This window comes from Clostridium sp. AM34-11AC (genome assembly GCF_003435375.1).
Lineage (GTDB): Bacteria > Bacillota > Clostridia > Lachnospirales > Lachnospiraceae > Pilosibacter > Pilosibacter fragilis.
Map to the genome: position 1 here is coordinate 64,472 of NZ_QWGL01000002.1, position 13,654 is coordinate 78,125.

A 13,654-nucleotide genomic window follows, 5' to 3' on the forward strand; every position below is an offset into this window, starting at 1 on the left:
CTGTCCAGGAATCCGACCGGTGAGTGATAAAAGGAGGAAACGGGATATGGGTATTTTAAAAGTTGGTGCCGGCGCGTTAAAGAGTGTGCTGGAAGACCAGTGGCGCGAGTATTTTTACTGCCCGTCCATGGAGGCGGACGTTCTTGTAAAGAAAGGTGAGAACCGGAAATCAAAGAGAAGCTATAACACAAAGGGTAGCGACAACCTGATCTCCAACGGCTCCATCATCGCAGTCAACGAGGGACAGTGCATGATGATCGTTGACCAGGGCGCTATCGTCGAGGTATGTGCGGAGGCCGGTGAGTTCGTTTATGATACCTCCACAGAGCCGAGTATTTTCTACGGAAACCTTGGAAAGAGCATCGGGGACAGCTTTAAGCAGTTTGGAAAGCGTTTCACCATGGGCGGCGACACGGCGAGGGACCAGAGAGTCTACTTCTTTAACACAAAGGAGATCGTCGGAAACAAGTACGGCACAGCGAACGCAGTCCCGTTCCGTGTTGTGGACCAGAATATCGGCCTCGACGTGGACATCGCGATCCGCTGCCACGGCGAATATTCCTACAAAATGGTGGATCCGATCCTCTTCTATAAGAACATCTGTGGAAATATCGAGGAAGATTACACGAGAGATAAGATCGATTCCCAGCTCCGTAGCGAGCTTCTGACAGCTCTGCAGCCGGCCTTCGCGAAAATCTCCGGGATGGGAGTCCGCTACAGCGCGCTTCCGGGTCATACGGTGGAGCTTGCGAACGCGCTCCGTGAGATCCTTTCCGACAGTTGGGACGATGTATACGGAATTACTGTGAGCAAGATCGGCGTGAGTTCCGTGAAGGCCTCCGAGGAAGACGAGGCGATGATCAAGGAACTCCAGAGAAATGCCACATTCAGAAATCCTGGAATGGCGGCGGCGCATTTAGTCAGCGCGCAGGCTGAGGCGATGCAGAGCGCGGCGAAGAATACTTCCACAGGCCCGATGATGGCCTTCGCGGGAATGAATATGGCGGCGCAGAACGGCGGATTCAACACCCAGGGGTTGTTTAACATGGCAGCCGGACAGGGACAGCAGGGAAATCCTGCTATGGCAGACCAAGCACAGCAGGCATCGGGCGGTCCGGCGAAGATGGCACCGTTATCCGGATGGACCTGTTCCTGCGGACAGGAAGGAAATACCGGAAACTTCTGCTCCAACTGCGGAAAGAAGAAACCGGAGGAGAGCGGATCCTGGACCTGCAGCTGCGGACAGGAGAATACAGGCAATTTCTGTTCCAACTGCGGAAAGAAACGCCCGGATGCCGTTTGGACCTGCTCCTGCGGACAGGAAAATAAAGGAAACTTCTGCGCGAACTGCGGAAAACCGAGACAGTAAAAATGTAAGCTCCCTGGCTGCCTTTTAGGGCAGATAGGGAGCTTAAGCCAGATACAGGGGGAAAAGAAATGGCACTTGTAAGTTATAAATGCCCCAACTGCGGAGGTTCGGTAGTCTTCGATCCGAAGAAGCAGAAGTTCTGCTGTGAGTTCTGCATGTCGGAATTTACGAAGGAAGAGATGGAAGCTGCGGCGTTAAAATCTACGGAGACCAGCGGCACGCAGGAGGAAAGCAGTGCGGCAGATACAGCACAGAATAATAACGCGGGCAGCACGAAGCAGAACGAGGATGCCCTGGTCTATATCTGCCCGAGCTGCGGCGCGGAGGTCGTGACGGACGTAACGACGGCGGCAACATTCTGTTACTACTGTCACAACCCGGTAGTGCTTTCAGGAAAGCTTTCCGGCGAATTCCTGCCGGACTATGTGATCCCCTTTGCCATGGATAAGAAGAAAGCAACGGGGATATTCCTTGACTGGATCAAGAAGAAAAAATATATCCCGGATGACTTCTTCTCGAAGGACCAGATCGAGAAGTTTTCTGGTGTGTACTTCCCGTACCTGATGTACAGTTGCAGGGTCGACGGAAGGATCCAGGCGGAAGGTGAGAAAAACCGGACCTGGGTGACGGGAAATATCCGCTACACGGAGCATAAAAAATATCGGATGGAACGTGCGGGACAGCTTGATGTAAAGAATGTCACGAGAAACGCGCTTAAGAAGAATAACAGCGCTCTCGTGGAAGGCGTCCTGCCTTTTGACATGGAAAAACTCCAGCCCTTTGATATGGGATACCTCTCCGGTTTTCAGGCGGAGAAGCGGGACATGGAGAAAGAGTCCCTGACCCCGGAGGTGGAGAGCGAGGTAAAACAGTACACGGTGGAGCAGCTGAAAGCTGATGTTATGGGGCAGTATTCCGCAGTGCGGGTGGACCAGAGCGACACAAATATCCGGGACGCGAGATGGCACTACGCCCTGCTTCCGGTGTGGGTCCTGACCTACCGGGATAAGGCGGGAAAAGACGAGCTCTACTACTTTGCCATGAACGGGCAGACAGGGAAAATCTGCGGAAAGCTCCCGGTGGCGAAGGGAAAACTTGTGAAACTGTTCCTGGAGATCTTTGTGCCGGTTGCGGCGATTCTGATGATCGGGGGGTGGTTCCTGTAATGAAAACAAAGCAGATAAATGGAAAAACAGCAGGGAACAGCCTGGAGAACGTAAGAAAGTTAAGTGCGGTGGAAAACGTTTTTCATGCTGTAAAGACAGCGGCGAGAACTGTCTTTGCAGCGAGTGCTCTTGGAGTGCTTCTGGCAGGAACCGCCTTTGCGGCAGCTGGAGAAGATGCCTATCAGATGGCAGAGGGAACGGAGAGCTATGCGGATGTCTACGACATGGCGGATCTGTTTACCGATGAGGAAGAAAAACAGCTTTCTGAGCAGGCACAGGTCCTTTCAGATACTATGAAGATGGAAGCAGTCATCGTCACCACCGAGGAGAATTCCGACTCCGCCCAGGTGTTCGCGGACGGATTTTACATGGAAGGCGGTTTCGGAACCGGTTCCGACCAATCGGGAATCCTGTTTCTTATCGATATGGATAACAGGGAACTCTACATATCCACAAACGGACAGATGATTCGTTACATGACGGACAGCCGCATCAATGATGTTCTGGACGATGTTTATAATTACGCGGCAGATGCCGATTATTACGGGGCAGCGGCGGCGTTTCTGACGGATACGGAAAAGTGCTATTCCAACGGAATTTCAAGAGATCAGTACAACTATGACACGGAGACGGGAAAGATCAGCCGTTACCATCATCTGGACTGGTACGAGATCCTGATCGCCATCGGTGTGGCGGCGGCCTGCGGCGGAACGGCAGTGGCCACGGTGCTTCGCAGCTACAGTCTTCATGGGGAAGATAAGCGGATGGCCGCAAACTTTAAACTCTCTTACCGGAGAGACAGCCGGTTCACCATGGGAAATGTCCTGGCAGATGCATTGCTGACATCCTATATCACCCAGCAGGTGATCCAGACACAAAAGAATAACAGACCGGGGTCAGGCGGAGGAAGCTTTTCCGGCGGCGGAAGATCATCCACCCACAGCTATGGAGGAAGCAGCCACGGCGGCGGAGGAAGGAAGTTTTAGGTTATGGAGATCAAAAAGATCGGAATTATCGGACAGGGCGCTCTCGGCGTCATGTACGGAAATTATCTGAAAAAACGGATGGGAAATGAGAATGTCTTTTTTATCGCGGATGAGGGGCGCGTAAACCGCTACCGGAGCGCGGATATGGTCTGCAACGGGGAAGCCTGTGGATTTTCCTACCGGTCTCCGGCGGAGGCGGTGACGGCGGATCTCATTATCTTTGCGGTGAAGTTCATGGGAATGGAGAGCGCGCTTGAGACCGTGAAGCCGTTTGTCGGGGAACATACCCTGTTCTTGTCGGTACTCAATGGAATTTCCAGCGAGGAGATGATCGAGAAAGCCTACGGCGCGGATCATGTGCTCTACGCCTGCGTGCAGGGCATGGACGCAGGAAAGGACGGAAATGAGGTCACCTACAAAAATATGGGTTATATCACCATCGGAAATAAGGACAGGAGCCATGATGAGAAGCTGAAGGCGGTGACGGAGCTTTTTGACCGGACGGGGCTGGCCTACAAGGTTCCGGATGATATTCTTCGGGAACAGTGGAACAAGCTCATGTTAAACACCGGTGTGAATCAGGTGACAGCGGTCTACGGTGCGCCATACAGCCTGATCCAGAAAGAGGGAGAGGCGCGTACCATGATGATCGAGGCCATGCGGGAGGTTCTCCGTGTGGCGGACACCCAGGACATTGATCTTACGGAGGCGGACATCGATTACTGGCTGGAGCTTCTTGCGACCTTAAACCCGGAGGGACATACCTCCATGTGCCAGGATGTTCTGGCAGGACGCCCGACGGAGGTGGACCTGTTCGCGGGAACGATGCTTAAGATCGCAAAGAAAGAGGGATTTTCTCTTCCTGTGAATACGTTTTTATATGAGAAGCTGAAGGAATTAGAAGGCGCTTCGGATTGAACGCGGTGAGTCAATGCTATCATTCAGACAAAGGAGACCAAGAAACACATGACGATCATGGTAATAGACGGCCAGGGCGGAAAGATGGGCAAGGGCCTGGTGGAACAGTTAAAGAAGCTTTGCCCGGAAGATGAGATCCTGGCGATCGGAACGAACAGCATTGCCACAGCAGCAATGCTGAAATCGGGGGCGGATGCCGGCGCCACAGGGGAGAACCCGGCGGTAGTCACAAGCCGCACCGCCGACATCATCGTCGGTCCCATGGGAATCGTCATCGCTGATTCCCTCATGGGTGAGATCACGCCCAAAATGGCCGTCGCCATTGGCCAGAGCCCAGCCAAAAAAGTTCTGATCCCCGTAAACCGCTGCCAGCACTTTGTCGTGGGCTGCAGGGATATTTCTATGGGGGAGTATGTGAAGCTTGCGGTGGAGGAAGTTTTGAAGATCCGCCGTGGGGAAATATAGATTTCATGGCATAATTATCTGCCTGTCCGCATACACTGGGATGTATGTGGGAAGGAGAGTGTGCCATGAGGAAAAAAGAGCATTCGGGATCGGCAGCAGTGATCGGGGCACAGCTGGTGATCCTTTTTATTTTGACGGTTTCCCTGTGCGTTCAGAGCAGGAAAGCGGCAGCGGAGAATACATATGCGGTGATGGAGAAGAGCGGTGAAGGCAGTCAGGCTGGGGAGTCTGGAAAAGCCGGGGAAGCGGGGGACAGCCAGAAGAAGAAGTACATCCACTGGGTGGAATTTAATGTTCCGTCGGATGTGATGGAGAAGGCGTTCCGGCTGGACATGGGGACGGTGCAGGAAGAGGTGCATTTTAATTGGGTGGAACTGCTGGCATATCTCGGGGCGAAGTATGGCGGAGATTTTGAGCGGTTCCGGCAGACAGATCTGGACGCAGTGGTGGAGAAACTGAAGTCCGGGTCAGCGATGGAGGAGATCGCAAAGGACATGAAATATTATGCCTATTACCGTGAGGCATATGGGGCGGTCCTGGATGGCATGGTTGGATATTTTGAGCAGGAGAGCGGCAATGATAAGATCTGGCTCAGAAAATATGGCCTGAAGGTGTTCTCACCGATCGCGAAAAACTTTCCCTACAGCGATTTTGACGATTTCGGCGCGTCCCGGTCCTACGGATTTAAGAGGAAGCACCTGGGTCATGACATGATGGGACAGGTGGGGACGCCGGTGATCGCGGTGGAATCCGGGTATGTGGAGGCTCTGGGCTGGAACCAGTACGGGGGGTGGCGGATCGGAATACGAAGCTTCGATAAAAAGAGGTATTACTATTACGCCCACCTGCGCCAGAACTACCCGTATCAGGCGAATTTAAAAGAGGGCAGTATCGTGACGGCAGGCGATGTGATCGGATATCTCGGCAGGACCGGGTACAGCACCACGGAGAACACGAACAATATCACGACACCGCACCTTCACTTCGGAATCCAGCTCATTTTTGATGAGTCACAGAAAGAAGGAAACAATGAGATCTGGATCAACTGCTATGAGATCGTGAAATTCCTGCGGATGAACCAGAGTGAGACGGTGAAGGTGGAAGGGACGAAAGAGTGGACGAGAGTCTATAATATGAAGGACCCCGGAATTCCAGAGAGCTCAGAACGTACAGAAAATTTAGAACAGCCGGAGGAGAGTGAAGGTCCAACGACTGACTAAAGGCGGGAAACATGGATAGAATTTCAGAAATCTCCCCATAATAACCCAGGTAAGAAAGTTCCGGTATCACTTTCCGGAACTTTTTTCTTAATAAAGAAACGAAAGGGTGAGATTCATGAAAGATCAGGTCTTTGGCGTCCTGCAGAGGATCGGGAGGTCGTTTATGCTGCCGATCGCACTGCTGCCCGTGGCGGGACTATTACTTGGTATCGGCGGTTCCTTCTCGAATACCACGATGCTTGAAACGTACGGGCTCACGCGGATCATGGGACCGGGAACCTTCTGGAACGCATTGTTCACGGTGATGAGTCAGGCGGGGGATATCGTGTTCGCGAACCTTCCTATCCTGTTTGCCATGGGCATCGCCATCGGCATGGCAAAAAAGGAGAAGGAAGTGGCTGCGCTGGCTGCGGTCATCTCCTTTCTCGTCATGCATGCGGCCATCGGTGCGATGATCGCGGTAAACGGTGGGACGGATGCCTTAAAAGAGGGGGCCGGTGCCATGGTGGCGGGGATCCAGTCCCTGCAGATGGGGGTGTTCGGCGGAATCCTGGTGGGACTTGGGACCGCATGGCTCCACAACCGGTATTACAGGATCGAGCTCCCACAGGTGCTGTCCTTCTTCGGCGGGACAAGATTCGTCCCCATCGTGAGTGCCCTGTTCTATGTCCTCGTGGGAATTCTCATGTACTTTATCTGGCCTCCGGTCCAGGCGGCGATCTCAGGAGTCGGCGGCTTCGTGCTCCGCTCCGGGTATCCTGGAACATGGTTTTACGGCTTCATGGAGCGTGCCCTGATCCCCTTCGGCCTGCACCATGTGTTTTATATCCCGTTCTGGCAGACCGCAGTGGGCGGAACCATGGAGATCGGCGGAAAAATCGTGGAAGGTGCCCAGAACATCTTCTTCGCGGAGCTTGCGGACCCAGGAAATACGAGATTTTCCGTGGAGGCCACAAGGTTTATGGCAGGAAAGTTCCCGCTTATGATTTTCGGACTTCCGGGAGCGGCCATGGCCATGTACCAGGCGGCGCTGCCGGAAAAGAAAAAGGAGGTATCGGGACTTCTCCTCTCCGCAGCACTGACCTCCATGCTCACGGGGATCACAGAGCCGCTGGAGTTTACATTCCTCTTTACCGCGCCGCTTCTCTACGGGATTCACTGCGTGTTCGCAGGACTGGCGTACATGCTGATGCACATGCTCAACGTTGGAGTCGGAATGACATTCTCCGGTGGGCTCATTGATCTGTTTCTGTTTGGAATCCTTCAAGGAAACAAAAAGACCGGGTGGCTCTGGATCGTTGTGGTCGGAGTCTTCTATTTTCTCATGTACTGTGCGGTGTTCCTGGTTCTGATCCGGAAACTTGACTATAAGACGCCGGGGCGGGAAGTGGGGGCTGCGGCGAAGCTCTATACGAGAAGCGATGTGGAGCAGAGGAAGGAAGAGAGAAAAGGAACTGGTCCCGGACAGGCCGGCAGGGAAAAATCTGCGGGGAAGACGGGAACACGTTCCGGGGAGATCCTTAAGGGGCTTGGCGGGCCGGACAATATCACGGATGTGGACTGCTGTGCGACGAGACTTCGGTGCACCGTAAAGGATGAGAAAAAAGTAGACGAGTCCGTATTAAAAGCGACCGGGGCGTCAGGTGTCATCAAAAAAGGAAAAGGTGTTCAGATCATCTATGGTCCGCAGGTGTCGGTCATCAAATCGGATCTGGAAGAGTATCTGGAAAAGTACGGGGATGAAAGTGATGAAGGTGATAGTCATGAACTTATAAAAAGTCCCATGACAGGAACCGTAATCCCGCTTTCGGAAGTCCCGGATGAAGCATTTGCCGGAAAAATGATGGGAGACGGTGCGGCGGTAATTCCGGATGATGAATATGTGTACGCACCGGCGGACGGGACAGTAACATTTGTATTCCCGACAAAGCATGCAATCGGATTCCAGACTGATGGTGGACATGAGATGTTGATCCATGTTGGAATCGATACAGTATCGTTATCAGGAGATAGCTTTGAGGCTTTTGTGCACGATGGGGATCATGTACGGACCGGGGATAAGCTTTTGAAGGCAGATATTCAGGAAATTAAAGATAAAGTTCCATCTTTGGCATCCCCGGTTCTTTTCACAGATCTTCCGGACTGCCTGGAAGTTCATATTTTAAAGCGCGGAAAGATCCGGAGCGGGGAACCTTTTTTAGAGCTGCATAATAAAGAAAAATAGGAAGTGGGTTGATTATGGAGACATTTCAGTATACAATTACAGACGAGATCGGAATTCATGCGAGACCGGCGGGAGAGCTTGCGAAGCTTGCAAAGGAATTCCAGTCGAAGATCACGATAAAGACAGAGACAAAACAGGCAGATGCCGAAAGGCTCATGGCGGTGATGGCCCTCGGGATCCGTCACGGTCAGACGGTCACAGTGGAGGTCTGCGGTGCGGACGAAGAAGAGGCGGCAGAGGCAGTGCGAAAGTTTTTTGAGGCAAAACTGTGAGGCAGATATATGAGCATGGAAATCATTAAAGGAAAATCAATCTTAAATAAGGTAGCGATCGGGCCGATCCTTTACCACAGGAAGACGGAAAGCCAGGTAAAGCGCCGGACGGTGGAGGATACCGAGGCGGAGGTAAAACGGTACGAGATGGCTGTGGCGTGCGCGGAGGACGAATTAAAGACACTCCATGAGAAAGCCTGCGAACAGGTAGGAGAGACGGGGGCGGCGGTGTTTGAGGTCCATATGATGATGCTGGAGGACGCGGACTACCGTGATTCTGTGCTGAACATTATAAGAAACCAGAAGACGAATGCGGAGTACGCGGCGGCGGTGACCGGTGACAACTTTTATCGTCTCTTCGCGGATATGTCGGATGAATATTTCCGCGCACGGGCGGCGGATGTGAAGGATATCACGAACCGCCTTGTAAAGATACTCTCCGGTGACGCGGTGGAGTCGGGCTTCCTGACCCAGCCAGTGATCCTGATGGCGGAGGACCTGGCCCCCAGTGAGACAGTACAGTTGGAAAAGGACATGCTGCTTGGATTTATCACCGAGCAGGGTTCCCCGAACTCCCACACGGCGATCCTGGCCCGCAGCATGAACATCCCGGCCCTTGTGTCCGTGGAGGTCAAGGAAGCCTGGGACGGAAAGATGGCGGTCATCGACGGCGAGACGGGAATGCTCTATGTGGATCCGGACGAGGAGACGCTGGCTGCCATGGAGAAAAAGAAGCGGGCGGAGGAAGAAAAAGAGCGCCTGCTGCAGGAATTAAAGGACAAAGAGGATGTCACCCTGGACGGAACGAAGGTGAAGCTCTACGCCAACATCGGGGATGTCTCCGATGTTGCGGAGGTCTTAAAGAGCAACGCGGCGGGCATCGGCCTGTTCCGGAGTGAGTTTTTATATCTTGAGAAGAAGACATACCCGACGGAGGAAGAACAGTTTGCCGCATACCGTCAGGTGGCGGAGATGATGGCAGGAAAAGAGGTCATCATCCGCACCATGGACATCGGCGCCGATAAGCAGGCGGACTACTTTAAATTGAAGAAGGAAGAAAACCCGGCGATGGGCTACCGCGCGATCCGGATCTGCCTCACAAGACCGGAAATCTTCCGCACCCAGCTTCGGGCAATCTACCGCGCCAGCGCATTCGGAAAGATTTCCATCATGTTCCCGATGATTGCATCCCTTTGGGAGGTCCAGAAGGCGAAGGAGATCGCGGCATCTGTCCGTGATGAACTAAAGGAACAGGGCGTTCCATTCGGCGATGTGGCCATCGGCATCATGATCGAGACCCCGGCGGCGGCGATCATCAGCGAGGATCTGGCAAAAGAGGTGGATTTCTTCAGTATCGGAACCAATGACCTTGTCCAGTACACGTTAGCCATCGACAGACAAAACGAGAAACTGGATGAATTCTACGATCCGAAACATCCGGCGGTGCTGCGGCTGATCCGCTTTGTGGCGGAGAGCGGCCATAAGCATGGCTGTATGGTTGGAATCTGCGGCGAGCTTGGCGCGGAGACGGATCTCACGAAAGATTTTTTGAAGATGGGAATCGATGAACTGTCGGTGTCCCCGTCCTTCCTGTTAAAAGTGAGAGAGACGATCAGACAGACGGATCTTACAAAGTAAAATCGAGCGCATCCTGCGCATAGAGGAGTTATAAATGCAGACAGAAAAAAATATGGCAGGTCCATACGAGATCATCGTCCTGGACCTGGACGGCACGCTGACAAACCGGGACAAGGTGATCACACCGCGGACGAAGGCGGCACTTATGAAGGCGCAGGAGCGCGGAAAAAAGGTGGTTCTCGCGTCGGGACGCCCGACCCAGGGTGTGATGCCGCTTGCGAAAGAGCTGCACCTGGACGAGTACAGCGGGTATATTCTCTCCTTCAACGGCGGACGGATCATCAACTGTAAGACCGGGGAGACCGTGTTTGCGAGATCCCTGCCGGTTTCTGCCAACAAAAAGATCATCGGGCTTGCAGAGGAACATCAGGTGGACATCGCCACATACGAGGGCAGCAGGATCATTTCCTCAAATCCGGAGTCCCCGTACGGAAGGCTGGAGAGCCGGATCAACGGGATGGAGCTCTGGAAACCGGAGGACATGAAGGAGTACGTAAACTTTGAAGTCCCGAAGTTTCTTATGATGGAGGACGGAGATTACCTTGCGATGGTGGAACCGAAGGTAAAGGCGGCGATGGGAAAGAATTTCAGCGTCTACCGCTCAGATCCGTTCTTTCTTGAGGTACTGCCGAAGGGAATTGATAAGGCCCAGAGCCTGGAGCGCCTGCTGGAGGTCCTTGGGCTCACGAGAGAGCAGATGATCGCCTGCGGTGACGGCTACAATGATCTCACGATGATCAGGTACGCGGGACTTGGCGTTGCAATGGAGAACGCGGTCCTTCCGGTGCGGAACGCGGCGGACTATATCACGGCCTCCAACAATGATGATGGTGTCGGGCTGGTTGTGGAGAAATTTATGTTGGCATAGAAAATGGCTGCTTATATTCCAACAGGATATGGCAGCCATAACTCTTTTTGCTTTTTTATGCAGAAACACTGGACTTTTTGAATCTAACGTGTTAAACTGTGATTAGTGCGTTGAACGAAATGATCCATAAAGATGCAGCAAAAATATTGTTCTGAGTTTGCTGCAAATATGAAGCAGAAGGGGTAATAGTAAACATGAATAAGAAAATCAAGACAGATGCAGTTGATCACCTTTTTGAGGCGATTCTGACATTGAAGACGCCGGAAGAGTGCTATGCATTTTTCGAGGATGTCTGCACGGTAAATGAACTCCTGTCCCTGTCCCAGCGCTATGAAGTCGCGAAGATGCTGAGAGAGAAACGGACATATCTCGATATCGCGGAGAGCACAGGTGCTTCCACCGCTACGATCAGCCGTGTAAACCGGTCTTTAAATTATGGAAGCGACGGATACGATATGGTATTCAAACGTCTTGGATTCGAGAAACTCGATGATGAGGACGGCGCGGAGAAATAAGAGAAAGTATTTTGATATGAAAACAAGAAAGACCTTCTGACAGAAGCAAATTGGGGATTGCTTCTGAAGGAAGGTCTTTTTGAATTTGTAATTTCAGTGCTGTTTAGCGTCAAAAGCTTGCTTTCGACATGTTGGAAACGATACAATTATTTCTTTTTTTTCGGCGGATTCGCATCCCGCAGTTCGTCGGCCAGACGCTCGATCATCTGCTTCTTTAAGAACACGTCGAAAGCCAGCTCGCAGATAAATGCGAAGAGCTGCAGCGATTCTGCATTCTCAGGATCCTCCGATCCCTCCGCGGCAGTGGGGAAGGTCTCCTTCGCTTTCTCGAATTTCTCCTTCACATCTTCCTTCAGCCGGTCCATCTGATCATGTTCCATGGAGAAGACCTTTGTGTAGATCTCCGCCAGGGAGGATTCCGATGTGCCGAAATGGTTCTCTGTAATATAGGAAAGAACTGTCTCGATATCCGTGAAGCTCAGCAGATTTTTAAAATAATAGATAAATACCAGAAGCAGGATATGTTCCTGGGTATATTTTTTCCGTACCGGGGATGGAAGCAGGTTGTTTTTCGCATAGTTGTTGATCATAGTCTTTGTCAGAACCTTGTCTTCCGGGTAGCGTTTTAACTCACCGAGGTGCTTCTCCATAAAGGTCGTCACCTGATCCATATAGAGGTCGATCTGCGGGATCTCATCCACATGAATGTGGTCGAGGCTGTCCAGGTGGGCAAGCAGCTCATTCAGTCGTTCTTCATTCGTTCTCATGGTGAAACTCCTTTCATCCATCTATTATATAGTATTAAAAACTATATGACAAGGGGCAAAGATGATTTTAAACAAAAAGCGCATCATCCGGGGACGATATCCCGGATGGTGCGCTTTCGACTGTTTATACTTTTATACTGAAAAGAGTTATCTGCTATGCTCCTGCAGCAGTCCCTGTTCCGCATAATACCGTTCAGCTCCCGGATGAAGCTCGATCGGAAGATCCTCGTACATGAATCCCGTCTGTGAGGCATAGGAGAGGGCGGGATGGAGATCCTTTAAGCGGTCACGGTTCTCGTAGAGGATCGAGGTGATCTCATAGACGAGATCGTCGTCCATGCTTTCGCTGACGCAGAGGAGACATTTGATCCCAAAGGTCGCAACATTCTCGTCCTGACCGTTGTAGGTACCGGCGGGGATCTCCTCCATATAATAGAATGGATTGGAGCGGATGATGGAGCGGAGCTCAGAATCCGTGTATTTTAAAAGATGGCAAGGAACCGCGTCCGCCAGATTTGCGAGTCCGGAGATCGGCACACCGGTAAACCCGTGGATCGCGTCGAGGGTCATGTTTTTAACCTCCTCAGCGCCCGAGCCGAGGCCGCAGTTGACAAGGGTGGAATTCTGTTCCGTGACACCGAGAACACTCAGGGAGATCTTTGCGGCGAGCTCCGTGGTGGAATCATGAGGACCGACCCCAAGTTTATTCCCCTTCAGATCATGCACGTAAAAAATACCGGAATCATCCCGGGCCATCCAGTTCGAGATGCTTGGATAGAGGGCTGCGATGACCTTGAGTCCTTTAAACGGAGCGTCCTTGAATTCCCCGCTTCCGTTTACCGCGGCAAAGGCCACGTCACCGCTGACGAGTCCGAGATCGATGCTTCCCTGTTCGAGGGAACGGACATTCCCGGCGGAGCCCGTGGAAGCGCTGATGTTCAGTTTGAGGGTGGAGTCAGCATCCTCAACGACCCCGGAGATCGCTTTTCCGACCGGGTACATGGTCCCGCCGCTGTCGGCAGTTCCGATCGTCAGGATTTTTAATGAATCTGATGCTGCCCCTGTCTGGTCCTGCGGGGGCGCGGAAGCCTTTCCGCACCCGCCAAGCGCGAGACCGGTACAGACGAGGAACAAAGAAATTATGTGTGAAAATTTATGCATGAAGATATCCCATTCCTTGTGTGTCAGGCTGTAAAACCGGAAAAAGCTCCGGACAGCTTTTGTAACTTTATATCTTTAGAGTATA

13 protein-coding genes are annotated in these 13,654 nt (G+C 52.4%); 11 read left to right on the top strand and 2 right to left on the bottom strand.

The window, feature by feature from the left end:
- The first annotated feature begins 46 nt into the window (after nucleotides 1-46).
- The 11 genes from DW826_RS03430 to DW826_RS03480 all read left to right on the top strand — a co-directional run bounded on the left by DW826_RS03430 (nucleotide 47) and on the right by DW826_RS03480 (nucleotide 11,641).
- A complete protein-coding gene (locus DW826_RS03430) occupies nucleotides 47-1,369 on the top strand; it encodes an SPFH domain-containing protein (RefSeq protein WP_117552028.1) in 1,323 nt (440 codons plus the stop codon).
- A 68-nt stretch (nucleotides 1,370-1,437) separates the two neighbouring features.
- A complete protein-coding gene (locus DW826_RS03435; protein WP_117552029.1) occupies nucleotides 1,438-2,535 on the top strand; it encodes a TFIIB-type zinc ribbon-containing protein in 1,098 nt (365 codons plus the stop codon).
- Nucleotides 2,535-3,521, top strand: a complete 987-nt coding sequence (locus DW826_RS03440; protein WP_117552030.1) for a TPM domain-containing protein — start codon at nucleotides 2,535-2,537, stop codon at nucleotides 3,519-3,521. The genes DW826_RS03435 and DW826_RS03440 overlap by 1 nt, the downstream gene beginning before the upstream one ends.
- Before the next feature lie 3 nt (nucleotides 3,522-3,524).
- Nucleotides 3,525-4,439 (top strand): ketopantoate reductase family protein, encoded by a 915-nt coding sequence (locus tag DW826_RS03445; RefSeq protein ID WP_117552031.1) that lies wholly within the window; start codon nucleotides 3,525-3,527, stop codon nucleotides 4,437-4,439.
- A gap of 48 nt (nucleotides 4,440-4,487) precedes the next feature.
- Complete coding sequence (locus DW826_RS03450) at nucleotides 4,488-4,904, top strand: DUF3842 family protein (RefSeq protein ID WP_117552032.1); 417 nt, start codon at nucleotides 4,488-4,490, stop codon at nucleotides 4,902-4,904.
- 65 nt (nucleotides 4,905-4,969) lie between these two features.
- Nucleotides 4,970-6,124 carry a M23 family metallopeptidase gene (locus tag DW826_RS03455; protein WP_117552033.1) on the top strand — a complete coding sequence of 385 codons (1,155 nt, stop codon included), beginning with the start codon at nucleotides 4,970-4,972 and terminating at the stop codon, nucleotides 6,122-6,124.
- A gap of 115 nt (nucleotides 6,125-6,239) precedes the next feature.
- A complete protein-coding gene (locus tag DW826_RS03460; protein WP_181967978.1) occupies nucleotides 6,240-8,348 on the top strand; it encodes a PTS transporter subunit IIABC in 2,109 nt (702 codons plus the stop codon).
- A 14-nt stretch (nucleotides 8,349-8,362) separates the two neighbouring features.
- On the top strand, nucleotides 8,363-8,620 hold the full coding sequence (locus tag DW826_RS03465; RefSeq protein WP_117552035.1) for an HPr family phosphocarrier protein: 258 nt from the start codon (nucleotides 8,363-8,365) through the stop codon (nucleotides 8,618-8,620).
- A gap of 15 nt (nucleotides 8,621-8,635) precedes the next feature.
- A complete protein-coding gene (gene ptsP, locus DW826_RS03470; protein WP_117552075.1) occupies nucleotides 8,636-10,258 on the top strand; it encodes a phosphoenolpyruvate--protein phosphotransferase in 1,623 nt (540 codons plus the stop codon).
- A gap of 34 nt (nucleotides 10,259-10,292) precedes the next feature.
- Nucleotides 10,293-11,126 carry a Cof-type HAD-IIB family hydrolase gene (locus tag DW826_RS03475; RefSeq protein ID WP_117552036.1) on the top strand — a complete coding sequence of 278 codons (834 nt, stop codon included), beginning with the start codon at nucleotides 10,293-10,295 and terminating at the stop codon, nucleotides 11,124-11,126.
- A gap of 194 nt (nucleotides 11,127-11,320) precedes the next feature.
- The gene (locus tag DW826_RS03480) at nucleotides 11,321-11,641 is read left to right on the top strand and encodes a YerC/YecD family TrpR-related protein (protein ID WP_117485049.1); all 321 of its coding nucleotides are present in this window, start codon (nucleotides 11,321-11,323) and stop codon (nucleotides 11,639-11,641) included.
- 146 nt (nucleotides 11,642-11,787) lie between these two features.
- Here the strand turns inward: DW826_RS03480 and DW826_RS03485 are convergent, their stop codons facing one another.
- Both DW826_RS03485 and DW826_RS03490 read right to left on the bottom strand, forming a co-directional pair.
- Nucleotides 11,788-12,408 carry a DUF1836 domain-containing protein gene (locus DW826_RS03485; protein ID WP_117485051.1) on the bottom strand — a complete coding sequence of 207 codons (621 nt, stop codon included), beginning with the start codon at nucleotides 12,406-12,408 and terminating at the stop codon, nucleotides 11,788-11,790.
- A gap of 147 nt (nucleotides 12,409-12,555) precedes the next feature.
- On the bottom strand, nucleotides 12,556-13,569 hold the full coding sequence (locus tag DW826_RS03490; protein ID WP_117552037.1) for a TAXI family TRAP transporter solute-binding subunit: 1,014 nt from the start codon (nucleotides 13,567-13,569) through the stop codon (nucleotides 12,556-12,558).
- Nucleotides 13,570-13,654 lie beyond the last annotated feature (85 nt).